Source organism: Burkholderia catarinensis, from assembly GCF_001883705.2.
Classification (GTDB): domain Bacteria; phylum Pseudomonadota; class Gammaproteobacteria; order Burkholderiales; family Burkholderiaceae; genus Burkholderia; species Burkholderia catarinensis.
Genome location: NZ_MDEQ02000003.1, coordinates 125723 through 150170, shown reverse-complemented (window position 1 = coordinate 150170; position 24448 = coordinate 125723). Strand labels below are relative to the sequence as shown.

Genomic DNA, 24448 nt, shown 5'->3' with positions numbered 1-24448 from the left:
GCAGTAAGCCGTGGAAGTTTTGAGGGCAATTGCGTAACCTGACACCTGACTTTAGAACGAGTTATGCACTTTGAAGGATCCGCACGGCATGAACGAGCATGCGCATGGCGAAGACGACGAAGTGCAGACCAGCCAAGGTCCCCGGTAATCATTCGTAGTCCCGGGCAAGCCGCCGAATGCTGTCTGCCCAACCGAAACTGCATTCGACGCGGCAGCAGTACAAAGCTTTTTTTGCCTCCGGTAGTTTGATGACCTGCAACTCGATGCCTTCATCGCGAGCGGCTTGAGCAAGCATCTGGCCCGTGTGACCTTGATCTGGGAAGGCTAGTTTCACCGTCATACAGCGGACTGAGCTTCCCCTGAAATTTCGCCTTCCAAGAGGTCGTGTATAAACTCGGCAGAAAGGAAGGAAATCAGAGATGTTCAAGGCACCAAAACAGGTGTACACGGCGGAGTTCAAGCTGGCCGCCGCGCAACGGGTCACGGATGGCCAAGGAGTGGCCGTGGTGGCCCACGAGCTGGGCATTTCGGAGCAAAAACGCTTCGCAACTGGGTGAAGGCCGAGGCGTCGGGCAGGCGTGTTCGAATCGCTCCGAATTTCCGCGGCCACTTCTGATTGACCCACACAATGGACTTGGTTGTGATTCAGCCGCGCTCGTAACTTACTTCAGAAGGTAGTCGGTAATGTAAAGGGCGGCTGTCGTGACGAGAATTGCGCTCCCCCACAGCGCCCACCTCCTCAATGTCCATCGCTTCCACGCAATCGCGTTGAGAACGCCAAACGCAACCGCCGGGCCGCATAGGTACGCGAACACAAACGAACCGGCCCACCAAGACGTACGGCACTTGCCTAGCTCATTGCAGCCGGTCGCGATGTGGTCAGGTTTTGCGACGTGGGCGTGGCTGAACGTATACATGAAAAACCGTGACACGAACAGGCCGAAGACCAAACCGCATAGCGCTATCGTGATTCGCTTCACGTTAGATATGTAAGACGCGCACGCCAACGAACGTTAGCAACCACTGCGCAGCGATCGCAATCGCCAGGTATCCGGCGATCGCGGCTGGCGTACGGCGGCGAGCGAACAGCACGAAGCCGATCGCCCCGAAGATGATCGGCGGTCCGAATAGGTAAGCGAGCAAAGAGATTGTCGAATGAAGGGTTGTGGCGCAAGCATCGACCCCGCCGCCACATTCTCCGGGGTGCGGAGTGCAGAGTCGATCGAAAGCAGAACACAGGCGCGTGTCGATCGCCGCCCACACGACAACGCTCACGAGTCCGACGATCGCAAATCCAATTGCACCGAAGAAGCGCCGCATCACTTGATTTCCCAAAAGAGGATTTTTTTTGAATTGCGCAGGTCCGACCAGCCGATAAAGGTTCCCGGGAGAAACGATTGAAAGCCGAGCACACGACTAAACGTCGCTACCGCGTCCGGGGCACTGCTGACAGTTAAGCGTGATCCGTTCCATAGATCGATGTGCCCGCCGCTTGCACTCTCTGTCGATTCGCCGCTGCGTGTCCAGTATCGCGAGAACTGAATGATACCGGTACGCCCTTTGACCTTCGATTCCCAATCCGGGCCGGTGATGTTTTCGGCCTTGGGGAGACCGGGGAACGGTTGTAGCTGCAACCATTCACCCAACTCGTCGGCACGCGTTGCGGTCGGCTTGCCATCGAGCAAGATGCGGCCGATTGTCTCGGCGCCGGACATGGGTTTGACGGTCTTTGCATTGAATGACTTCATGCCGACGCCGACGCGATGAAGTGTCACGCTCACCCGAATCGCGCATTGGTTTGTGTACGCCGGGTTGTCGTACGGATTGCCCGAAGGGAAGTTATCCCAAAGCTCTCTGAACGTAACGGCTGTTAGCGGCACTTCTTTCTCTGAGCCTTGCGTGTTGTTCGAACGGATTTTGACGGGCTTAGGGTGTGGCATGCATTATTCTCCGTGTTGTTTCGCGAGCGCGTCATCGCCCCAATAGACGGTGTAATCGTCGGTGCTGTCGCCGGTGTGGACACGAGGAAGTTGGCCGCTCGCATCAAGACGCCCGAAATGCACGCGCCCATCCGAAGTTTCGATGTAGTACGGCATGCCTTCCGTCGCATGCTCGGTTGCCCTCACGCACTCATCGAACGCGCCTTTCTTGATCGATGCGACACCACCCGTTGTCGTGCGGCTCGAAACGACTTCCCCGAGCCCCTTTAGCCCGTCACTGCACCATGCTTCACCGGCAAGTGATGCCATGATGCGCGGGGGCGTCGAGCAACCACACAGCACGATGTCTTGGTCGAGTGCAACTTCCCCCTGAAACTTGAGCCGATACGGACCGCCCGCCTTTGCGATGATGCCGGTGCTTTTACACGCGGCGCAGAACGCGTTACCGCCAATCAGCGCCGCTTGATGGCCGTGAACAAGAAACGGTGGCCCACTATATGGCTGAATTGTCCCGCCACTCGAAAGACTATCGCCAACAACAGCAATTCTTCTATTCATCCGTTTGGCCCTCGCAGAAAATCATGATCTTAGCCGCGCGGCGCAAGGGGATATCTTGATATTGCCCGAGGGACTTGAGATGAAGGGTTTCAGCCGGCATTGCCACAAGGCCTCGCCTTGGGTAGGCGAGGCCATCGGTAGGATGCGGACAATCTCACCCCGTGACGGCGTTGTGCGGACCAAGTGGCCTTCCGGGCGTTAAAATCCGGCCCGGTTGAGAAAATTCGAAGCCGCCGCCCTGCCCGCCGCGCCGCATCAATGCGCAGCCGCCGCGACCGGCCTCGCCATCCTGCCGAGCACGTGCTCGGTCATCCCGCGCGCGAGTTCGGTCTCGCCCATGAACACGGTGCCGATGCCCTCGCTCGACAGCAGCGCGGCCTCGTCGCCGCTGTTCGTGCACAACACGACCTCGAGCGTCGGGTTGAGCGTGCGCGAGATCTCGACGATCTGCCGCACGTCGAACACGTCGGGCAGCGTGACGACCAGCATCCCGGCGCGCGCGATATGCGCCTGCACGAGCACGATCGGCTCGATCGCGTCGCCCGACACGGCCGCGACGCCTTCCGCGCGCAGCTTCTCGACGAGCTCGCGATTCTGCTCGACGACGACATAGGCGATCCCGCGCTCGTCGAGCGCGTGCGCGATCCGCGTGCCGACCTTGCCGTAGCCGACGATCACGACCTGCCCGGTCAGGTGCGTTTGCGGCGTCGACATCGGCAGCGCGGCGAGCGGATCGTCGCGCGCCTCGAGCTTGCGCGCGAACGCCGAATGCTTGCGGATCCACGCGAGCGCCGGATCGATCATCGCGAACAGCAGCGTGTTCATCGCGATCGAGATCAGCGCGACCGCCAGAATCAGGCTCTGCCCCTCGGCCGACAAAAGCCCGAGCGCGCGGCCGAGCCCCGCGAGGATGAACGAGAATTCGCCGATCTGCGCGAGGCCCGCGCCGACCGTCAGCGCGGTGTTCAGCGGATAGCGGAACGCGATCACGAGCGCGACCGCCGCGAGTGTCTTGCCGACCACCACGATCGCCGCGACCTCGATCACGTGCAGCGGCTCCGCGAGCAGGATCTTCGGGTCGAACAGCATCCCGACCGAGATGAAGAACAGCACCGAGAACGCGTCGCGCAGCGGCATCGTCTCGTCGGCTGCGCGCCGGCTGAACTCCGACTCGCGCATCATCATCCCGGCGAAGAACGCGCCGAGCGCGAACGACACGTCGAATAGCTTCGCCGCGCCGAACGCGATGCCGACCGCGGCCGCGATCATGCACAGCGTGAACAGCTCGCGCGAGCCCGTGCGCGCGACGAGCCACAAAATGCGCGGAAACACGCGCTTGCCGACCACCAGCATCAGCGCGATGAACGCCGCGACCTTCAGCATCGTGACGCCGAGCGTGCCCCACACGCTGCCGCCGGCCGCATGCGCGTCGCCGGGCGGCGTGCCGCCGAGCAGCCCCGCGACGGGCGGCAGCAGCACCAGCACGAGCACCATCACGAGATCCTCGACGACGAGCCAGCCGACCGCGATGCGCCCGTTGACCGTCTCGACGAGCCCGCGCCCTTCGAGCGCGCGCAGCAGTACGACCGTGCTCGCGACCGACAGCGCGAGCCCGAACACGAGCGCCGCACCGTAGCTCCAGCCCCACGTGAGCGCGAGCCCGCCGCCGAGCAGCGTGGCCACCGTAATCTGGACGATCGCGCCCGGCAGCGCGATCTTGCGCACCGCGAGCAGATCGCCGAGCGAGAAATGCAGGCCGACGCCGAACATCAGCAGCATCACGCCGACTTCGGCGAGCTGCTGCGCGAGCGACAGGTCGCCGACGAAACCGGGCGTGCCGGGGCCGATCACGATCCCGGCAAGCAAATAGCCGACGAGCGGCGGCATTTTCAACAGCGACGCGAGATAGCCGAAGACCATCGCGAGACCGAAACCGGCCGCGAGCAACGCAATCAGGCTGACGTCATGAGGCATCCCCCCTCCCGAGTTCTTGTAACTATTTAGTAAGGTTCAAGAATGGAAGGATAAGGGATGAGGCGGAAAAATGGCGCGCCGCCGCAAAAAAATCACGCGGTGGCGCGCCTTTGCGGGGTGCAACCCCGGCCTAATGGAAGGCGCCGCACGGGCTCGCCGGCGCCTTGAAGCGGGTCGGACAGACGGGGCTGGCACCCCGCCTCCCCCGTCAGCGCGACGCTTGCGGGAACCGCGCGCCCGGCGGCGGTTCGGGCCGCGTCGACGGCACGTTCTTGCGCAGCTTCGCGACCCGCGCGGCCGTCACCGGCGCGCCCGTGTTGCCCCAGCTCGTGCGCACGAAGTTCGACACATCCGCGACTTCCTGGTCCGACAGGCGCCAGCCGAACGGCGGCATCGTGAAGGTCGACGGCGCGGTGCGCGTGCCCTGCAGCGCACTGCCTTCCAGCACGACGTGGATCAGCGACGTCGGATCGTCGCCCTGCACGACCGGGTTGCCGGCGAGCGCCGGGAACACGCGCGTGTAGCCGTGGCCGTCGCTGCGATGGCAGGCCATGCAGTTGTCGCGATAGACGGCCGCGCCCGGCTTGCTCGCGTCGCCGGTCTGCAGCGCCTTCGCGGCGGCCGCGTCGTACACGTGCGGCTGCTCGCCCGGCACGCGCGGCGGCAGCGTCTTCAGGTAGCGCGCGATCGCGTTCAGGTCGTCGTCGGTCATGTGCTGCATGCTGTGGCCGACCACGTCCGTCATCCCGCCGAACGCGGCCGTGCGCAGCGTGCGGCCCGTCTTCAGGAACTGCACGATCTCGGTGTCCGTCCACGTGCCGAGGCCCGTGCGCGGCTCGCCGCGCAGGCTCGTCGGCACCCAGCCGTCGATCGCCGCGCCGCCGGCCAGGAAGTCCGGGCCGTCCGCGTCGGTCAGCCCGCGCTCCTGCATCGTCGGCGCGCGCGGCGTGTGACACGCGCCGCAGTGACCGAGACCCTGCACGAGATACGCGCCGCGCGCGACCACCGGGTCGGTGTACGGCGCCGCGTCGAACGGCTTCGGCGACGGCGCGAACATCTTGCGCCAGATACCGAGCGGCCAGCGCATCGACAGCGGCCACACGATGTCGACCGCACGGCTCTCATGCTCGACGGGCGCGACGCCGTGCATGAAGTACGCGTACAGCGCCTTCATGTCGTCGTCGGTGAGGCGTGCATAGGACGGGAACGGCATGGCCGGATACATCGTGTCGCCGTTCTTGCGCACGCCCTCGCGCACCGCGCGCGTGAAGTCGTCGACCGTCCAGCCGCCCAGGCCCGTTTTCGGGTCCGGCGTGATGTTCGTCGAATAGATGCCGCCGATCGGCGTGTCGAACTTCAGGCCGCCCGCGAACGGCTTGCCGCCGCTCGCGGTGTGGCACGCGATGCAGTCGCCTGCGCGTGCAAGATATTCGCCGCGCTTGATCAGGTTCGCGTCGGCGGATTGGGCCGCGGGAGCGGCCGCCGCACCGGAAGCCGCCGCGGGCGCTGCCGGCTGCGCGAACGCCGTCGTGCCGGCAAAGCCGAACGCGGCCCAGGCTGCACCGGCCGCTAGTGCGCGCCGCAACGGGGAAATGCGGCGCGCGGCGAGGTGGTTCATCGTCCTCTTCATACGGTCACCAGCGGGGCGGGATTTTTCAGGTATTGCTCGCGGATCGCGCGCGCCGACCAGTAGGCCAGCGCCGCGATGATCCCGGTCGGGTTGTAGCCGATGCCCTGCGGTAGCGCCGACGCGCCCATCACGAACACGTTGTGCACGTCCCAGCACTGCAGGTAGCGGTTCAGCACGCTCGTCTTCGGGTCGGTGCCCATGATCGCGCCGCCGACGAGGTGGGTCGTCTGGTACGCGCGCGAATCGAAGTGCTTGCCGAGCTCGCGCGTCGACACGCCGATCGCCTTCGGCCCCATCGCTTCCGCGATCTTCTTCATCTGCCCGGTCACGTACTGCGCCATCTTGATGTCGTTGTCCTTCCAGTCGAAGGTCATCCGCAGCAGCGGCTGGCCGTACGAATCGCGATAGGTCGGATCGAGGTCGAGATAGACGTCGCGGTACGACATGTTCGTGCCGTGTGCGTCCATCGAGATCGTGTGCGCGTAGTTGTCCTTCACCGCCTTCTTCCACGCCGAGCCCCATTGCGGCGTACCCGGCGGCGTCGCGATGCCGCTGATCGGCTTCACGCCGGCCTGGTTCACCCACAGCGGCGAGCCGCCGACGAAGCCGAGCGGGCCGTGATCGAAGTTGTCCGCGTTGAAGTCGTCCACCGCGACGCCGTTGCCGCCCGCGCCGATGAACGGATTCGTGTAGGTGTCCTTGTCGAAGAACGCCTTGATCGTCGACAGGTTCTGGTACGCGAAATTACGGCCCACGACGCCTTCGCCCGAGATCGGGTCGTACGGCTTGCCGATGCCCGACAGCAGCAGCAGGTGCACGTTGTGATACTGGAACGCGGCCACGATCACCAGATCGGCCGGCTGGTGCACTTCACGCCCGGCCGGGTCGACGTAGGTCACGCCCGTCGCGCGCTTCTTCGTGTCGTCGAGGTCGACGCGCAGCACGTGGCACTTCGAGCGCAGCTCGAAGTTCGGCGCCTGCTTCAGCGCGGGCAGGATGTTCAGGTTCGGCGACGCCTTCGAGTACATGTAGCACGCGTAGCCGCTGCAGTAGCCGCAGAAGTTGCACGGGCCCATCTGCACGCCGTACGGGTTCGTGTACGGGCCCGACGTGTTCGCCGACGGCAGCCGGTACGGATGCAGGCCGAGCGACTGCGCCGCATCGAAGAAGCGCTGTGCCGAATAGGTATTGAGCTGCGCGGGCAACGGGAAGTTGTCGCTGCGGTGCGCTTCGAACACGTTGCCGTCGCCGACCACCTTGCCGCCGACCTTGTACGCCTGCCCCGACGTGCCGAACACCTTCTCGGCGAAATCGAAATGCGGCTCGAGCTCGTCGTAGCTGACGCCCGTGTCCTGGATCGTCATCCCTGCGGGAATGAAATTCTTGCCGTAGCGCTCTTCATAGTGGCTGCGCAGACGCAGCTCTTCCGGCGTGATCCGGAAATGCACGCCCGACCAGTGCAGCCCCGCGCCGCCAACCCCTTCGCCGGGCAGGAACGCGGCGAGCTGCCGGTACGGCAGCGCGGTGTCCTGCACGCCGTGCCGGATCGATACGGTCGTCTTCGACAGGTCCAGGAACAACTTCTTGCGGACGTTGTAGGTCAGCTCGTCGATCGTGTTCGGATACGCGCCGTCCGGATAGGTGTCGCGATACTCGCCGCGCTCGAGCGCGACGACCTTCAGGCCCGCTTCGGTCAGTTCCTTCGCGAGGATCGCGCCGGTCCAGCCGAAGCCGACGATCACCGCATCGACATGCGGCTTTTTCTCTGCGGCCATTAGCTGCGCTCCCCGTTGATCGAGACCGGGCCGTACGGATAGGGCTTGCCGCTCTGGTTGACGAAATCCATGAAGTCCGCGCGCGCACCCGGAAAGCCGATCATCTTCCACGCGGCCATGTCGTGATTTCCGCCGTGCACCGGATCGCAGAAGTAGCCTTCGCGCGTGTTCTGCAGCAACTGGCCGAAGAACACGCCGGGCGGCACGTCGTCGATCTGTGCGCCGCCCTTCTCCAGCGCGCCGAGCACGGTGTCACGCGTCGGCGCGTCGAGATCCGCGAACGTCTTGCCGTGGGCCTTCTCGCAATAACGGTTGACCGCCGCGATGCCGAGCCGGTAGATGTCGCGCGGTACCAGTTTCAGCTGGTAGCCGAGCTCCGGCACGCCCTGCTGGAACGGCCCCTGCATGTACCACGTCGCGCCGTGCGCATACGGCGTCTCCATCTGGCGGTCGATGAATTCGGGCACGCCCGATTCGAGCGCGCCGGGGCCTTCGGCGTCGGCCGGAATCAGCCGGTCGACGGCAGCCTGGACGAACGCCCATTCCTTCGCATCGAAGAAAGTCGGCTTGTATGGAGCACGTTCGGCGTTGGCCGATGCGGCGGGTGCGTTGCCGGCCGCCGTCGCGGACTGCGACGACGAGCGCAGGTCGCAGCCGGCGACCGACGCGATCGGCACGAGCGCGACCGACGTGCGCAGGAAACGACGGCGCGAGTTGGGTTTGTCAGGTGGCGTGGACATGGTCGGATGTTGATCGTTGGGGATCGGGGGCCGGACGCGCGCATTCCACATGCGCCGCGTGCGGCACGGCAGCCATGCCGCACGCGGCTGGCCGTCCTGTTCTTTCGGTGTTGCGAACAACCTCGATGCGGCCGCCGGCCGCGCAATCTGCAACGGTCTGCGACGGCGCCTTCATGCAGCCGCGCATCACGCCGATTCCGGCGGCGCTGCGCGAATCGACCTCTTCGCGGGTCTTATCGTCTGACAAATGCTGACATCAGCCTGCATCTGCCCGTCATCGCCCACGACCCTGATTCAACTTAGACGTCGCGTTCGGCGACGGCAAGCGCGACGATCACGACCCTCTTTCGAGCCGGGCGACGAGTGCCGCGAATTATAACTGGAACCGGTTCCATTGCTAGAAGGCTCAATGCAATTCAATGCATCGAAAATCGCAACAATTGAAAAATCCGGAAGCCGGAATGCGCAAGAAGGATGGCTGATTTGCCGGCCGATGCGCGCCGTGCAGACGATTGTTCTGCCGTGCGCATGGCGGGCGGCTGTCTCTTTCCAGCCACGCGGGGCCGGACGGCGGGTGCCGGTTTGCACGGCGGTCTGGTAGCCTCCGCATCTCATGACGACACGGAAAAACGAACCGTTGGCGCCCGACGCGACCCGTATCAGCAAATATCTCAGCTACCTGCTGCGCCACGAGCCTCAGGCCATCGGCCTGCAACTGGACCCGGAAGGCTGGGCCGACATCGGCGAACTGATCGCCGGCGCCGCACGCCACGGGCACCGGCTCGATCGCGCGACGATCGAGACCGTCTGCGCGACCAGCGACAAGCAGCGCTTCGCCCTCTCCGACGACGGTCGCCGCATCCGTGCGGTACAAGGTCATTCGACGTCCGTCGTGCAACGCCGGTATCCGGCCGCACAGCCGCCCGAGCGCCTCTATCACGGCACCGCGACACGCTTCCTGGATTCGATCCGCGCGCAAGGGCTGAAACCCGGCGCCCGTCATCACGTGCACCTGTCGCCGGACATCCGGACTGCGCTGGCCGTCGGCACGCGCTACGGCGTGCCCGTGATTCTCGAGATCGATGCGCAGCGCATGCACCGGCAGGGGCACACGTTCTTCGTCGCCGAGAACGGCGTCTGGCTGACCGACGCCGTGCCGGCCGAATGCCTCACGCCGATCGACACGCCTGCGCGCTGAACCGCGCGCTCACCACGGCCAGAACATCGACGCGATGGACAGCGCCAGCGCCGCGCAAAGCGGCGAGTAATACAGCGTGTCCATCCGCGCGAAACGCGACCCGCGAATCCGCTTGAAGAAGCCGACGTAGCGGAAATCGCCGACGGCCCGCACCGCGAAGATCAATGCGAGCGCAACGACCGCGAACGCGATCGTGCCGGGATACGCGTTCCGCCCCAGCCAGCCGGCACGCGCGGCGACCACGCATGCGCCGCCCAGCAGCGCCGCCGCGACGGCAAGCGTGCCGACGGCGGTCGGCCGCAGCAGCGGCTCGCCGTCCTGTTCCGGAATGGCCGCACGCTTGCCCAGCCGCCCGCCGAACGCCCAGTAGACGTGCACGAGCGCGATCGCGCAAAGCGTCGGCACGCTGAAATACGCACCGGTCATGTCGGTCGATGTCCTCGTCTCTTTGTCTCGTTGTTCTGCCGGAAGGGCTCCGGCACGCGGCCCCGGCCCGCGCCACGCATGACGATACCGAAACCCGGCAATGAATGCATTGCGACGTCCGGTCGCAACCCGTGGCAGCGCATGTTGCGATGCAGTGTGCATGCCCCGCCGCGCCGGCCGGCCGCTTGACTTCCCACCGCGCACTACTACGCTGTTATTCCAGTACTGCGGCCGGCCCTTGCACGATCGGGCGCACGTGTATCGTTCGCCGCGCGGCGCACCTGCACGACAACGATAACGAAGGCCATGGAGGCGAATCATGCTGATCGGTGTGCCGAAGGAGATCAAGAACCACGAGTACCGCGTCGGCCTCACGCCTGCCGGCGCGCGCGAACTGACGCGGCACGGCCATCGCGTGCTCGTGCAGCGCGGCGCGGGCACGGCGATCGGCCTGCTCGACAACGACTACACCGCCGCGGGTGCGTCGCTCTGCGACGGCGCCGACGAAGTCTTCGTGCGCGCCGACATGATCATCAAGGTCAAGGAGCCGCAGCCGGCCGAATGCGCGATGCTGCGGCGCGGCCAGATTCTCTATACGTACCTGCATCTCGCGCCCGATCCCGAGCAGGCGGCCGCGCTCGTGAAGTCCGGCGCCGTCTGCGTCGCATACGAAACCGTGACGGGCCCCGGCGGCGGCCTGCCGCTGCTCGCGCCGATGAGCGAGGTCGCGGGGCGCATGTCGATCCAGGTCGCGGCGACCCACCTCGAAAGCCCGCGCGGCGGCCGCGGCCTGCTGATGGCCGGCGTACCGGGCGTGCCGGCCGCGCATGTCGTCGTGCTCGGCGCGGGCGTGGTGGGCACCGGCGCGCTGCAGATGGCGGTGGGCCTCGGCGCGCGCGTCACCGTGCTCGACACCAACGTGAACCGGCTGCGCCAGCTCGACCTCGTCTTCGCCAACCGGATCACGACCATCTGCTCGAATGCGCATACGATCGACGAAGCCGTGCGCGATGCCGACGTCGTGATCGGCGCCGTGCTCGTGCCGGGCGCATCGGCGCCGCGGCTCGTCACGCGCGACATGATCGCGACGATGCGCACGGGTGCGGTCGTCGTCGACGTCGCGATCGACCAGGGCGGATGCTTCGAGACATCGCATGCGACGACGCACGCGGATCCGACCTTTGTCGTCGACGGCGTCGTGCACTACTGCGTCGCGAACATGCCCGGCGCAGTCGCGCGCACGTCGACCTTCGCGCTGAACAACGCGACGCTCGGACATGCGCTCGCGCTCGCCGACAAGGGCTGGAAGCAGGCAATGGCCGACGATCCGCATCTGCGCGCGGGCCTGAACGTGTGCGACGGGCACATCACGTACGAAGCGGTGGCGCTGGCGCTCGGCCTGCCTTATGTGCCGGCGGCCGGCGTGCTGGCGTGACGCTGACGCAATGACGCAATGACGCAATGACGCATTGACGCACGGCCGGCGGCACGCGCCACCGGCCGCGTTCACGCGCCCTTCGACCGGCCCCGCTTCGCCGCGCCGCCCGCGCCCATCGTGCGCGCCAGCAACGGCCGCAGTTGCGCGAGCGTGCGCGTGTTCAGCACGTCGGGCCGCGTGAGCCAGCCCCGTCGCGCCTGATCGACGCCGTACGCAAGATTATCGAGTTCGTCCGCGCTGCACGCGTCCGAGCCGATCGCCACCGGCACGCCGGACTTCGCGGCCTCGCGGCACCAGAAGTCCGCCAAGTCGAGCCGCCGCGGCTGCGCATCGAGCTCGACGAAGCAGCCGCGCGCCGCGGCCTGCCCGAGCACGCGCGGCACGTCGAGTTCGCATGCGTCGCGCTCGCCGAGCACGCGGCCGGTCGGGTGCGCGAGAATCGTGAAATGCGGATGGTCCATCGCGCGCAGCATGCGCTCGGTCTGCGCGTCGCGCGACAGGTCGAAGCCGTCGCGCACCGCGCCGACCACGAGGTCGAGCCGGCCGAGCATCGCATCGGGCACATCGAGGCTGCCGTCCTCGCGAATGCCGGCCTCCACGCCCTTGAGCAGCACGAAATCATCGAACGACGCGTTGACGCGATCGATCTCGTCGAGCTGCCGAGCAAGCCATTCGAAGCTGTTGCGGCCGCCGCCGGCATGCGGCGTCCGGTCGGTGACGGCCAGGTAGGCGAGCCCGCGTGCGCGCGCCGCGTCGGCCATCGTGCGCAGGCTGTCGCGGCCGGCCGATGCGTCGGTATGTGCATGCAGGTCGCCGCGGACGTGCTTGCGCTCGACCAGCGCCGGCAGCGTGCCGGCACGCGATGCGTCGATCTCGCCGCGATCCTCGCGCAGTTCGGGCGGCACGTCGTGCAACCCGATGGCAGCGTAGACCGACGCTTCGGTCGCGCCGGCAATCCGTTCGTCGCCGCGAAACACGCCGTATTCGTTGATCTTCAGTCCGCCGGCCTGCGCGATCCTGCGCAGTGCGATGTTGTGTGCCTTCGATCCCGTGAAGTAGACGAGCGCCGCGCCGAACGCTTCGGCATCGACGACGCGCAGGTCGACCTGCAGCCCGCTGACGAGCACGACGCTCGACTTCGTCTTGCCATGCGCGAGCACACGCGCCACCTCGCCGTAGCCGACGAATGCTTCGGCCACGGCAACCGGATCGCGTGCGGTGACGAGGATGTCGAGATCGCCGACCGTCTCGCGACGGCGGCGGAAACTGCCGGCCGGCACGACCTTGCCGACGCCTGCGACCGCGTGCAGGCGTTCGAGCAACGGCGTCAGCGATTGCGCGGCATCCGGCAACAGGAAACGTTGCGGTTCGCGCTGCAGGCGGTCGTCGATCGCTTCGAGCAGATGCGCTTCGGTTTTCGCGCCGAAGCCCGGCAGCTCGCGCACATGCCCGTTCTTTGCTTCGGCGCGAAGCTGTTCGAGCGAATCGACGTGCAGCGCGTCATGCAGCGCCTTGACGCGTTTCGCGCCGAGCCCCGGTACGTCGAGCAGCTCGACGATCGCGCCCGGCAGCGCGTGACGCAGCGTTTGCTGCAATTCGCAGGTGCCGGTCGCGGCGATCTCGCGCAGCTTCGCCGCGAGATCGGGCCCGATCGACGGAATCTTCCCGAGATCGTCGCCGTTCGCGATCATCGTCGGGATGTCGCGCCCGTAGTCGGCGATCGTGCGCGCGGCGTTGCGATAGGCACGCACGCGGAACGGATTGGCGCCCTGGATCTCGAGCATGTCGGCGATCTCGGCGAACACGGCCGCGCACCCGGCATTGTGGATCGGCATGATCGGCGTGGCTCCCTTCCACGTGGATGGCGCCGCGCGCGTGCGCGACGGCGTCTGCCCGCCCGGCGCCGCATGTCGACGCCGCCGGGCGCCCGCTTGTCATCGTACGCCGGCCGCGACGTCAGAGCGATGCCCGCGGCGGCGTCCCGTATCGTCGCTCGTAGAGCGACTGGCAATGCGTGCAGCGTTCGGCGGTCGGGCGCGCCAGCAGGCGCTCATAGCCGACCGGCGTATCGCAATCGATGCATTCGCCGTAGCTGCCGTCGCGCATCCGCTGCTGTGCGCGGCCGACCGCGCGCAGTTCGGTCAGTTTCATGCCGATCAATGCATGATCGACGTCGACGAACAGATCCGCGTTCGCCTCGTCGCCCTCGTCCGGCGCCGCGCCGGCAAGGTCCGCATAGGATTCCGACGCACGCTGGTCTTCGCTCGTGCGGATCTCCGCACGCAACGTCTGCTCGCTCTCGTTCAGCCGCTGTTTCAGCGTCTGCCGTTGTAATTGGTCGAGCGACATGGCCGTCTCTCCTGTTCCGGGTTCCGCGCGGAAAGTGCGGCGCGCGGTGAAACGCCGGTGCGCGGCGGGCAGGCAAGACCGGCGCCGCCGCGCCCGGATGTGCGCTCGATGCACGAAGAAGCACCGGACGCATTCGACGCAGGATAAACCCATTGAACACGCGTGTGTTGACTGGAATCAGCGTACCGGAGACGCTCGCGACACACTCGCGGAAACTGGGGACGGACGCGAAATCGTAACGGCGGCGCAGCCGCAGTGCAGCAATTCACCGCGCTGCCGCGCCGTTCCCTCGGCACACGGGAACCGGCGTCAGCCAGCGACATGATTGCCGGCATGGCGCATCGCCCATCTAATGATTCGCCATCCTCAGAAAGCATTACGCCCGATGAACCCTCGCACGATCGTCAGCACGATGATCTTCATGTCGAACCAGAAGCTCCAGTTCTGCATGTAGAAGAGATCGAACTTCACGCGCGCTTCCATTGCCTCGACCTTGCGCGTCTCGCCGCGATAGCCGTTCACCTGCGCCCATCCGGTGATGCCCGGCCGCACGCGGTAGCGGTACATGTAGCAGTCGATCAGTTGCCGATAGAAATCGTCGTGCTCGATCGCGTGCGGGCGCGGGCCGACGACCGACATCTGCCCGAACAGCACGTTGAAGAACTGCGGCAGCTCGTCGAGCGACGTGCGCCGCAGGAACGCACCGACGGGCGTGATGCGCGAATCGTTGCGCGACGCCTGCCGCACGACGCCCGGTTGCGCGCGATGCACATGCATCGTCCGGAACTTCAGGATGTCGAACTCGCGGCCGTCGACGCCTTTGCGGCGCTGCCTGAACAACACGGGCCCCGGCGACGACAGCTTGACCGCGATCGCCAGCAGCGACAGCAGCGGCAACAACGGAATCAGCACGCCGAAGGCGAACAGCCGGTCGAACGCGAACTTCGCCCACAGCTCCGGCGCGGAGCGCGGCGTAGTCGCGAGATTGATCGCTGGCATGCCGAGCACGTCGGTCGCCGAGCGATCGATGACCGCCATCTGCCGCACGTCGGGCAACAGCCGCAGCTCGACGAATTCGTCGCGCAACTCGCGCACGATGCGCTGGATCCGCCACTCGTGCGACATCGGCAGCGTGAGCCACACCTCGTCGATCTCGCCGCCGCGAATCATGTCGCGCAACGCATTCCAGTCGTCGATCACCGGCATGCCGCCGATGCCGCCCGCGGCGGCCTGCGCATCGTCATCGAATACGCACGCCGCCACAAAAGGGCCATTCGGCTCGAGCTGCATCCGCTCGATCGCAACGCGCCCGTACGCCGTTGCGCCGACCACGGCGACGCGGCGCTGCCGCGCACGCGGGTCGTCGCGCGTCAGCGCGAGCGCCAGCAGCACGGCGCGGCCGAGCAGCAGCGCCGCATCGCCGGCCAGCACCGTGCGTACGATCCAGCGTGTCGTGACCGTGCCACCGCGGTTCATGATCCACATCGTGCCGGCCACCGTCAGCACGCCCGCGCAAACGACCGCCACCATCGTCCGCGTCAGCACGCGAGCCCCGCCCTCCACACGGCCGCGCACGGTACGCAGGTAGCGCGGCAACAGCGCCACGGTCAGCACGCACAGCAGCGCGATCGCGCCGCGCTGCGCGTCGGACAGCTCGCGCCACGCCAGGCCCGACACCGCCTGCGCCGCGAGCGCCCCTGCCAGCACGAGCACGACGTCGGCCGCCGCGATCGCGGCGCGCCGCATCGCATTCGTTCCACCGGACATCGACTGCATCGTCACGCACCATGTGCCGGGAATCCGCAACGCCCCTCCGGCAGGCGGGCGCGAACCGGCGTCGGCCTGGCATTCCCGCGCGTGCCGAGCAACCTGCGATAGTCGGCGCGAATCAGGTCGTAGCATTCGCACGCGTGATGTTCAAGGCCGTCGCGGTCGAGCACCGTGATGCGGCCGCGGCGCTGCCGGATCAGCCCGGCTTCCTGCAGGTTGCCGGCCGCTTCCGTCACGCCTTCGCGCCGCACGCCGAGCATGTTCGCGATCGTCTGCTGCGTGACGGCCAGCTCGTCGCCGTCGATCCGGTCGTGCGCGAGCAGCAGCCAGCGGCAGAGCTGCTCGCTGACCGAGTGATGCCGGTTGCACAGCGCGCTGCGCGAGATCTGCGCCATCGCCGCCTGGCAGTAGTTGAGCAGCAGCCGGTAGGTCGCCGGCGACCGCTCGAATTCGGCGCGCATCACGCAACTCGGCACGCGATAGGCCATCCCGCCGATGCGGACCTCGACCCGGCTCGACGCCGCGGCGCCACCGACCAGCGTCGCAAGCCCGACCACCCCCTCGCGGCCGACCACCGCCACCTCGACCATCGCACCGTCCTCCATCAGGTGCTGCACCGACATCATTGCCGTCGTCGGAAAATGCATGTGGCGCATCGGCTCGCCGACCCGGTCGAGCATGCCGGCCTTGATCCTGACCAGCTCGAGATGCGGTGCGATGGTGCGGATGCTGTCCTCCGGGAGGGCATCGAGGATGGCATTCGCCGAGTAGCTCGAGTGAAGATGAAGCATATCTGTATCCCTTTTATTGTCCGCGCCGCCTGCAGCCGCGTGCACGGAACTCGTTATCGCGATGCGCGCCCGGACGTTGACAAAGGTTGCGGCCCACAACCCTGAATCCGACTGACCATCGGCATATGCCGCCGGATTGAGTCGGCCGTCCCGTTTCGACGCGCCAACCCGAATAAGCGATTTACGTGCCAATACATGCCTATCTTTAATATATGAATCACGCCCGATTTAGATCGCCCGAATAACCCGCCTCAAAACAAAAAAAGCGTCTCATTTTCGGACACTCTTCCTCGCGACAGACACAGCGCGCCATTCGACTGATCAATTCCCGCGCACCGAACAGAGCCATTCGCATCGGGCCGCGAGGCTTGTCATTCATATACTTACAGTCGATTTTCAATTGTTTCCGTGATGTTCCGGACAGCGCTTCACGGCATCCTCACGGTTCACACGCTCGTTTGAAACTGTCTCAAATTTGAATCGACACACTAATTTCAGGCTCTGTCTGCTATCGCACATATCTCATATAAGCCTTTGATTTAACTTGCAAATCGTCCATGCAGCGTTTATTTGTAAAATAATGTTCGACGTCCGTCAGGCACTTTCGCTGTACGATGCGCGGTGTTGTGCGATTGATTCCCGATCGACATTGAATGGTTGGCCAGCGTTTCATTCCACTTCCGGATGATTAAGTCCATCGAAATGAATCATCAAATCCGCATAACGTTTGAACTCGGTCCCAATCGTCAAACTTTGTGAAATGACGCAACGTGCAATTACCTGAATTCAATTGCGTGCTAGCCTTTTTGTCAGCATCGTCATTTAATTTTCGATGAACACAAGTCCGCACGATCGTGCGAATTCCCTTTTTCCGGGATATCTCAGCGACGACGCGTGACCGCCACCCTACGAGGATGTGCCGTGACTCACCAGGCCCCTGACGCCGTCGCGTACGCGAACGGCATGATCGAGCTTTCCCACAGCTTCGACGCCAACCGGTTTCTCGCGGCCATCGACCGCGACGAGCTCGCCACGCTGGTCCCCCACCTTCAACTCGTCCATCTGAAATCGGGGCAAGTGCTCTGCGAACCCGGCGAGATGCTCGCCGCGGTCTACTTGCCCGTCACGACGGCGATTTCGCTGCAGTACGTGTCGTCCGTCGGCATGACGCTGGAAGTCGCGGAAATCGGCAGCGAGAGCGTGGTCTGCGACGACGTGATCGGCGGCAGCGGCTGGATGCCCTGCCGGGCGGTCGCCTGCCGCGACGGCTTCGTCTACCGGCTCGACCGGCGCGTCTTCGCCGCCGCGTTCGACGCGTCGCCGGTGATCCGCCATCTCGTGTTCGTCTGCGTGCGGCTGCTGATGGCGCAGGTATCGCAGATCACGTTCTGCAGCCGTCATCATGTTCTCAAACATCAGTTATGCAGATGGTTCCTGCTCGCGTACGACCGGACGCGCAGCATCGAGATCCAGGTGACGCACAGCATGCTGGCGCAGATGCTCGGCGTGCGGCGAGAAACGGTCACCGATGCCGCCGGCGAAATCCAGAAGCTCGGCCTGATCCGGCAATACCGAAGCTCGATCGAGCTGGCCGACCTCGACGGCCTCGAAAAAATGTCGTGCGGCTGCCGCGCGATCGTGCGCGACGAGATGAAGCGCATCCTGTCGGCCGACTCGGGCGTGCCGGCCGCATCGCGCGCCTGACCGGATTGCCCCGTTCGGCGCGGCGCGTCGGCGCCCGGGGTCAGCCGTTTGTAGGGTGGCGAACAGAACGCCGTGTCTGCCAATGGTCTACTGATGCCGGACTGCCGGGGGGACGTCAGCGCATATCGCGCGTCCGCCCGAGCGGACGACACCACGCACGCCGGAGCAGCACGTGAAAAACGAAATCAGAACCATCCTGAAGCACGTCGCCCATCTCGAAGCCGCGATCGATTCGATCGGCGACGGGGACGACCTCTACGAAGCGGGCCTCTCCTCACTCGACACGATCCAGCTGATGCTCGCGATCGAGAAGCAGTTCAACATCGAGATTCCCGACGAGATGCTGAACCGCAACCTGTTCCGCAGCGTCGACGCGCTCGCGAACACGATCGCCACGCTTCAACGCACCGAGCATTCCGCATGAGCGCGCTGCTTCCCGAACTCGCGGCCGACAGCGAATCGCATCGGCTCGACGAGGCCGCGCATGCCGTCGCCCAGATCGCCGCGCAGCACGCGGACGCGGTCGATCGCGACGCGCGCTGCCCCGTCGAGGCGATCGAGGCGATGCGCGCACGCCGGCTGCTGGGCGCGATGGTGCCGCCCCATCTGGGCGGCGCCGGCGCGTCGCTGGAAGACGTCGCGTCGGCCTGCTCGATCCTCGGCCAGGCTTGCGCATCGTCGGCGATGGTGTTCGCGATGCACCAGATCCAGATGGCCTGCATCGTCAACCACGCGATCGACCAGGGCTGGCACAAGCTGTTCCTGCAGCAGCTCGTGCGCCACCAGTGGCTGCTCGCGTCGGCCACGTCGGAAGACGGCGTCGGCGGCAACCTGCGCGCGAGCCAGTGCGCGCTCGAAACCGACGGCGGCGAATTCCGGCTGCGCAAATCCGCGCCGACGATCTCGTACGGCGACTATGCGGACGGCATCCTCGCGACCGCGCGACGCGACGCGGACGCGCCGGCTTCCGAGCAGGTGCTCGTCACGCTGCTGCGCGACGGCTATACGCTCACGCGCCGCGGCGAATGGGACACGCTCGGGATGCGCGGCACGTGCAGCAATGGTTTCGAGCTCGACGCACAGGGCGCCGCCGTCCAGTGCCTGCCCGTGCCGTTCGCGACGATCGCCGAGGAAACGATGGTGCCGGTCTCGCACATCCTGTGGGCCGCGGTATGGATCGGCGTGGCCGGCGACGCGTTCCATCGCGCGCACCAGTTCTTCCGCGCGCAGGCACGCCAGACCGACGGAGCGCCGTCGCCCGCATCGCGGCGCATCGCCGAATCGCTCGCGCTGATGCAGGCGATGCAGTCCCGCGTCGACGGCGTGCTGCGCCTCTACGCGAATGCGTCGGCCCGCTCGTGGTCGGCCGGCATGGCCTGGGCCGCCGAGATCAACACGCTGAAGACCTATGTATCGACGACCGCGCTGGAAGTCGCGCACCAGGCCATGATGATCTGCGGGATGGCCGGCTACAAGCAAGGCACGCCGTTCAGCATCGGCCGACACATTCGCGACCTGCACGCGGCGCCGCTGATGATCAGCAACGACCGCATTGCCGCCAACACTGCGAGCCTGCTGCTCGCGCTGCGTCCCGCGACGCTGGAGAAACACACGTGAACGATCGCCTCGCCGCGCCCTCCGCCAACTCCGCCAACTCCGCCAACTCCACTCCCGCCGACGCACCGCTCGACCGCGCGGGCGTCAACCCGCTGCGCGACGCGCTGATCGACGCGGGCCTGCTGGTCTCGACCGGCATCCAGGGCCTGTTCGGCCGCAGCGAACGGTTCGAGCGCGTCGTGGAAGCGCTCGACGCGTTCGTCACGCGTATCGGCGCCGACCAGCAGGCCGAATTGCTGCGCTTCCCGCCGGCGATGAGCCGCCTCGAATTCGAGCGCAGCGAATACATGAAGAGCTTTCCGCAGCTCGCGGGCAGCGTGCATGCGTTCTGCGGCGACGAACACCAGCACCAGCGCGTGCTGCAGTGCCTCGATCGCGGCGACGACTGGACGGAAAACCAGAAACCGACCTACGTGGTGATGACGCCGGCCGCGTGCTACCCCGTCTATCCCGTCGTCGCGCGCGCGGGCGCGCTGCCCGCCGACGGCCGGACCGTCGACGTGTTCTCGTACTGCTTCCGCCACGAACCGTCGCTCGACCCGACCCGCATGCAGCTGTTCCGGATGCGCGAGTATGTGCGGATCGGCACGCCCGAGCAGATCGTTGCGTTCCGCGAGACGTGGATCGAACGCGGCACGCGGATGATCGAGGCGCTGCGCCTGCCCAACGCGATCGATCTCGCGAACGACCCGTTCTTCGGACGCGGCGGCAAGATCGTCGCGAACAGCCAGCGCGAGCAGAACCTGAAGTTCGAGCTGCTGATCCCGATCGAACACGACGACCGCCAGACCGCGTGCCTGAGCTTCAACTACCACATGGACCATTTCGGGTTGCTGTGGGACATCCGCACCGCGACGGGCAGCGTCGCGCACACGGGCTGCGTCGGTTTCGGCCTCGAACGGCTCACGCTCGCACTGTTCCGTCACCACGGCTTCGACCTCGACGCATGGCCGCGAGAAGTGCGCGACGTGCTGTGGGGCACGCCATGAGATTCGTGTCCCGCGACGGCGAACACACGTCGTTCGAAGACGTGCGCCACCGCGCGCGCCACTATCGGCCGCATCCGCTGCACAGCCAGGAGATGGTCTGGAAACAGACCAACTGCTACGTCGACATGTGGCTCGAGGTGCTCCGGTGGTGGGGCTTCAATCCATACGCGGCGCTGCCGTTTACGATCGCGCTCGATTTCGAGGGCGACCAGTTCACGTTCTTCAAGTTTCCGCACGACGAACTGGAACGGCTTTACGGGATCGTCGTGCAGGAGCACTCGATCTACGAGCCGCTCGACCAGCACATCGAGACGCAGGTCGCGCGCGGCCACCTGATGATCGTCGAGGTCGACGCGTGGTTCCTGCCCGACACGCGCGGCAGCAGCTACCGCACACAGCACACGAAGACGACGATCGGCATCGACGCGATCGACCGCGCGAAGCACCAGATCGGCTATTTCCACAACAGCGGCTACTACGTGGCCGAGGATTTCGACTACAACGGGCTCGTCGGCGGCAGCTCGCCGATGACGCTGCCGCCCTACGTCGAGTGCGCGAAGCGGCGGTTTGCGCCGCTCGACGAGCGCGTGCTCTGCGAAGCGTCGCTCGCCGCGCTGCAGCGCCACCTGCGGCGCCTGCCGGTCGTCGATCCGATCGCCGCATTCCGGCGGCAGTTGCAGACCGACGCGCGGACGCTCGCGGATGCGCCGCTCGAGCACTTCCATGCGTACTCGTTCAATTCGGTGCGGCAGCTCGGTGCGAACTTCGAACTGTTCGGCCATTACGCGCGCTGGCTGCAGGCCAGCGGCTGCGTCGGGCCGTTCGCCGAGATCCGCGCCGCGTGCGACCGCATCGCGTCCGAAGCGATGGTGCTGGAATTCAGGCTCGCGCGCGCCTGCGCGCGCGGCAAGGAAGAACGCGGCGACTCGACGCTCGAAGCGATCGAGGCCGCGTACGCGGATGTGGTCGCCTGCGCGCGGCAGATCGGCTTGCCGCTGCGGCACATGACGCCCGTGCGCAGCGCCGCGGCGCCCGTACCGGTCATGCGGTGACACGCACGCAAGCCCTGCCCGCGTGGTCGATGCTGGCGACGGCCGAGGGCGCCGCGCGGGAACCGCGCGACCTCCCGGCCGCCGGCGCCGGCTGGATCGCGGCGCCCGTGCCCGGCACGGTCGCGCAGGCGCTCGCGCTGGCCGGCCGGCTCGACGAAGCAGAATCGCTCGACGAGCGCGACCACTGGTACCGGATCGAGCTGCGCGGATACGGGCCGCGCGTGCTGCGCTTTCACGGCCTTGCGACGCTCGCGCAAGCATGGCTCGACGACACGCCGATCCTCCACTCCGACAGCATGTTCGTCGCGCATGACGTGTCCGTGTCGCTCGACGGCACGCACCGGCTGACCCTCTGCTTCCGCGCGCTCGCCCCGCACCTGCGCGACGCGCGCGCGCCGCGTCGCGCGCGCTGGCGCACGCGGCTCGCGGAGCCGGCGGCGCTGCGCACGATCCGCACGTCGCTGTTCGGGCACATGCCCGGCTGGTTCCCGCCGTACGTGCCGACCGGCCCGTGGCGGCCCGTCGACGTGCTCGATCCGGCCGACGGGCCCGTTCTCGTCGATTGCGACCTGCGTGCGTGCGTCGAAGGCGACACGGGCTGGCTCGACGCGGAACTGGCGTTCGCCGCGCCGCTGCCCGACACGCTCGCGGCGCGGCTGTCGTGCGGCGAACACCATGCGACGCTCGAACGCGCCGGCGCCGACCGGCTGCGCACGCGCGTCGCGGTGCCGAACGTGCGCCGCTGGTGGCCGCATACGCACGGCGAGCCGGCACTCTACGACATTGCGCTGCATATCGGCGACGAACGGCGGCCGCTCGGCTCGACGGGCTTCCGCACGATCGAGGTCGACGCCGGCGCCGACGGCAAGGGCTTCGGGCTGCGCATCAACGGCGTGCCCGTGTTCGCGCGCGGCGCGTGCTGGAGCAGCGCCGCGCCGCTCGCGCTGCACGCGGACGACGCGGCCTACGGCCACCTGCTCGGGCTCGCGCGCGACGCCGGCTTCAACATGATCCGCGTCGGCGGCACGATGACCTACGAGGCCGACGCCTTCCACGCGTGGTGCGACCGGCTCGGCCTGCTGGTCTGGCAGGATTTCATGTTCGCGAACTTCGACCATGCGCTCGACGATCCCGCGTTCGCGGACAACGTCGATCGCGAAGCCGCACAGTTCCTCTCGCGCCACGGCGCGTCGCCGTCGCTCGCGGTGCTGTGCGGCGGCAGCGAGATCGCGCAACAGGCCGCGATGTCGGGCCTCGGGCCGAAGCAGCGCTTCGTCGAGCTGACCGCCGACCGGCTGGCCGGCCATGCGGCCGCGCGCCGGCCCGACGTCCCGTACGTGCCCGATTCGCCCGACGGCGGCGTGCTGCCGTTCGCACCGCGCGAACGCGTGTCGCACTACTACGGCGTCGGCGCGTACCTGCGCCCGCTCGACGACGCGCGCCGCGCGGACGTGCGCTTCGCGAGCGAATGTCTCGCGTTCGCCAACGTGCCGTGCGACGCGGCGCTCGCCGAGCTCGGCTGGCCCGGCGTGCACGAGCCGCGCTGGAAGGCGGCCGTGCCGCGCGACCCCGGCACGTCGTGGGATTTCGAGGATATTCGCGACCACTATCTGCAGACGCTGTACGACGTCGCGCCCGACCGGCTGCGGCGCGAGGATCCGGTTCGCTACTTCGAGCTGTCGCGCGCGGTGATCGCGGACCTGATGCGCGAGACGTTTTCCGAATGGCGTCGCACCGGCTCGCGCTGCGCCGGCGCGCTCGTGTGGCAGTTCCAGGACGTGATGCCGGGGGCCGGATGGGGTGTGATCGACGCCGCGCACCGGCCGAAGTCGGCGTGGCATGCGCTGCGCCAGGTCCTGCAGCCCGTGCAGGTGCTGCTCGTCGACGAAGGCTTGAACGGGCTCGACGTGCACGTCGTCAACGAGCGGCCCGCGCCGCTGTCGGCGGCGGTCGAGCTGGTCGCGCTGCGCGACGGCCGTACGCCGGTCGCGCGGGCCGGCTGCCCGGTGCGGATCGCCGCGCACGACACGGTGCGGATCGGATCGGCCGAGCTGCTCGGCCGGTTCTTCGACTGGACCTATGCGTACCGCTTCGGGCCCTGCGAACACGACACCGTCGTCGCGACGCTGCGCGCCGACGACGGCACGCTGCTGTCGCAGGCGTTCCATTTCCCGTCCCGCACGCATCCGGCCGTGCTGGCGCGCCGCGAACTCGGGATCGAGGCGTGCGTGTCGCGCACCGGCGACACCTGGCACGTCGACATCGACACGCGACACGTCGCGCGCCACGTGCAGATCGACGCGCCGGGCTTCGTGCCGCGCGACGACTGGTTCCATCTCGCGCCGGGCACGCCGGCGCGCGTCGCGCTCGTTCCGCTCGAAATGGTCGGGAAGCCTGCGCCCGCCGCCGATGCACCGCCCACCGTGGAAATCCGGGCGGTGAACGCCGCGCGCGCGGTGCGCGCAACGCACGCCGGTTAAAGCGACGCTCGCGGCTG

Annotated in this window: 21 protein-coding genes and 2 pseudogenes; 9 read left to right on the top strand and 14 right to left on the bottom strand. The window is 66.8% G+C overall.

The genetic code is table 11. From position 1 onward, the window contains the following. Positions 1-61: 61 nt before the first annotated feature. Positions 62-337: pseudogene (locus BFF94_RS37775) on the bottom strand (IS5/IS1182 family transposase); the annotation flags it as partial. Positions 338-419: 82 nt separating this feature from the next. On the opposite strand from BFF94_RS37775, the pseudogene BFF94_RS05945 reads away from it, so the two are divergent. Then, positions 420-577, top strand: a pseudogene (locus BFF94_RS05945) (transposase); the annotation flags it as partial. A gap of 404 nt (positions 578-981) precedes the next feature. On the opposite strand, the gene BFF94_RS05940 reads toward BFF94_RS05945, so the two are convergent. The 8 genes from BFF94_RS05940 to BFF94_RS05905 all read right to left on the bottom strand — a co-directional run bounded on the left by BFF94_RS05940 (position 982) and on the right by BFF94_RS05905 (position 8864). Continuing rightward, positions 982-1320, bottom strand: coding sequence for a hypothetical protein (locus BFF94_RS05940; RefSeq protein ID WP_128842416.1), 339 nt, complete (start codon positions 1318-1320; stop codon positions 982-984). Further along, entirely contained in the window at positions 1320-1940 is a 621-nt protein-coding gene (locus tag BFF94_RS05935) for a type VI secretion system amidase effector protein Tae4 (protein WP_128842417.1), read from the bottom strand. Before BFF94_RS05935 ends, BFF94_RS05940 begins: the two co-directional genes overlap by 1 nt. Positions 1941-1943: 3 nt before the next feature. Further along, positions 1944-2498: a PAAR domain-containing protein gene (locus BFF94_RS05930; protein ID WP_128842418.1), complete on the bottom strand. Its 555-nt coding sequence runs from the start codon at positions 2496-2498 to the stop codon at positions 1944-1946. Positions 2499-2753: 255 nt separating this feature from the next. After that, complete coding sequence (locus BFF94_RS05925; RefSeq protein ID WP_219139087.1) at positions 2754-4472, bottom strand: cation:proton antiporter domain-containing protein; 1719 nt, start codon at positions 4470-4472, stop codon at positions 2754-2756. Between the two features lie 208 nt (positions 4473-4680). Beyond that, positions 4681-6102 (bottom strand): cytochrome c, encoded by a 1422-nt coding sequence (locus tag BFF94_RS05920; RefSeq protein WP_219139086.1) that lies wholly within the window; start codon positions 6100-6102, stop codon positions 4681-4683. Continuing rightward, positions 6099-7877 carry a GMC family oxidoreductase gene (locus tag BFF94_RS05915; RefSeq protein ID WP_128842420.1) on the bottom strand — a complete coding sequence of 593 codons (1779 nt, stop codon included), beginning with the start codon at positions 7875-7877 and terminating at the stop codon, positions 6099-6101. Before BFF94_RS05915 ends, BFF94_RS05920 begins: the two co-directional genes overlap by 4 nt. Continuing rightward, on the bottom strand, positions 7877-8617 hold the full coding sequence (locus BFF94_RS05910; protein WP_128842421.1) for a gluconate 2-dehydrogenase subunit 3 family protein: 741 nt from the start codon (positions 8615-8617) through the stop codon (positions 7877-7879). The genes BFF94_RS05915 and BFF94_RS05910 overlap by 1 nt, the downstream gene beginning before the upstream one ends. Continuing rightward, complete coding sequence (locus BFF94_RS05905; RefSeq protein WP_219139085.1) at positions 8601-8864, bottom strand: hypothetical protein; 264 nt, start codon at positions 8862-8864, stop codon at positions 8601-8603. Before BFF94_RS05905 ends, BFF94_RS05910 begins: the two co-directional genes overlap by 17 nt. Before the next feature lie 366 nt (positions 8865-9230). Between BFF94_RS05905 and BFF94_RS05900 the strand changes: the two genes are divergently transcribed. Beyond that, positions 9231-9815: an RNA 2'-phosphotransferase gene (locus BFF94_RS05900; RefSeq protein ID WP_128842422.1), complete on the top strand. Its 585-nt coding sequence runs from the start codon at positions 9231-9233 to the stop codon at positions 9813-9815. A gap of 9 nt (positions 9816-9824) precedes the next feature. Here the strand turns inward: BFF94_RS05900 and BFF94_RS05895 are convergent, their stop codons facing one another. After that, complete coding sequence (locus tag BFF94_RS05895; RefSeq protein WP_219139084.1) at positions 9825-10241, bottom strand: DUF3995 domain-containing protein; 417 nt, start codon at positions 10239-10241, stop codon at positions 9825-9827. A 319-nt stretch (positions 10242-10560) separates the two neighbouring features. Between BFF94_RS05895 and ald the strand changes: the two genes are divergently transcribed. Further along, entirely contained in the window at positions 10561-11676 is a 1116-nt protein-coding gene (ald, locus tag BFF94_RS05890; RefSeq protein WP_219139083.1) for an alanine dehydrogenase, read from the top strand. Positions 11677-11747: 71 nt separating this feature from the next. On the opposite strand, the gene polX is transcribed toward ald, so the two are convergent. From polX to BFF94_RS05870, 4 genes are all read right to left on the bottom strand, one after another. After that, the gene (gene polX / locus BFF94_RS05885) at positions 11748-13514 is read right to left on the bottom strand and encodes a DNA polymerase/3'-5' exonuclease PolX (protein WP_128843359.1); all 1767 of its coding nucleotides are present in this window, start codon (positions 13512-13514) and stop codon (positions 11748-11750) included. A 121-nt stretch (positions 13515-13635) separates the two neighbouring features. Continuing rightward, the gene (locus tag BFF94_RS05880; RefSeq protein ID WP_128843358.1) at positions 13636-14028 is read right to left on the bottom strand and encodes a TraR/DksA family transcriptional regulator; all 393 of its coding nucleotides are present in this window, start codon (positions 14026-14028) and stop codon (positions 13636-13638) included. A 366-nt stretch (positions 14029-14394) separates the two neighbouring features. After that, positions 14395-15795: an undecaprenyl-phosphate glucose phosphotransferase gene (locus tag BFF94_RS05875; RefSeq protein ID WP_128843357.1), complete on the bottom strand. Its 1401-nt coding sequence runs from the start codon at positions 15793-15795 to the stop codon at positions 14395-14397. A gap of 11 nt (positions 15796-15806) precedes the next feature. Further along, the gene (locus tag BFF94_RS05870) at positions 15807-16589 is read right to left on the bottom strand and encodes a Crp/Fnr family transcriptional regulator (RefSeq protein WP_128843356.1); all 783 of its coding nucleotides are present in this window, start codon (positions 16587-16589) and stop codon (positions 15807-15809) included. A gap of 921 nt (positions 16590-17510) precedes the next feature. On the opposite strand from BFF94_RS05870, the gene BFF94_RS05865 reads away from it, so the two are divergent. From BFF94_RS05865 to BFF94_RS05840, 6 genes are all read left to right on the top strand, one after another. Next, the gene (locus tag BFF94_RS05865) at positions 17511-18293 is read left to right on the top strand and encodes a Crp/Fnr family transcriptional regulator (protein WP_201260391.1); all 783 of its coding nucleotides are present in this window, start codon (positions 17511-17513) and stop codon (positions 18291-18293) included. 172 nt (positions 18294-18465) lie between these two features. Further along, the gene (locus BFF94_RS05860; protein ID WP_128843355.1) at positions 18466-18717 is read left to right on the top strand and encodes an acyl carrier protein; all 252 of its coding nucleotides are present in this window, start codon (positions 18466-18468) and stop codon (positions 18715-18717) included. Then, positions 18714-19910 carry an acyl-CoA dehydrogenase family protein gene (locus tag BFF94_RS05855; protein WP_219139082.1) on the top strand — a complete coding sequence of 399 codons (1197 nt, stop codon included), beginning with the start codon at positions 18714-18716 and terminating at the stop codon, positions 19908-19910. The genes BFF94_RS05860 and BFF94_RS05855 overlap by 4 nt, the downstream gene beginning before the upstream one ends. After that, positions 19907-20899, top strand: coding sequence for an amino acid--[acyl-carrier-protein] ligase (locus BFF94_RS05850; protein WP_128843354.1), 993 nt, complete (start codon positions 19907-19909; stop codon positions 20897-20899). Before BFF94_RS05855 ends, BFF94_RS05850 begins: the two co-directional genes overlap by 4 nt. Further along, on the top strand, positions 20896-21951 hold the full coding sequence (locus BFF94_RS05845; protein WP_128843353.1) for a DUF1839 family protein: 1056 nt from the start codon (positions 20896-20898) through the stop codon (positions 21949-21951). Before BFF94_RS05850 ends, BFF94_RS05845 begins: the two co-directional genes overlap by 4 nt. Next, the gene (locus BFF94_RS05840; protein ID WP_219139081.1) at positions 21948-24431 is read left to right on the top strand and encodes a glycoside hydrolase family 2 protein; all 2484 of its coding nucleotides are present in this window, start codon (positions 21948-21950) and stop codon (positions 24429-24431) included. The genes BFF94_RS05845 and BFF94_RS05840 overlap by 4 nt, the downstream gene beginning before the upstream one ends. Positions 24432-24448 lie beyond the last annotated feature (17 nt).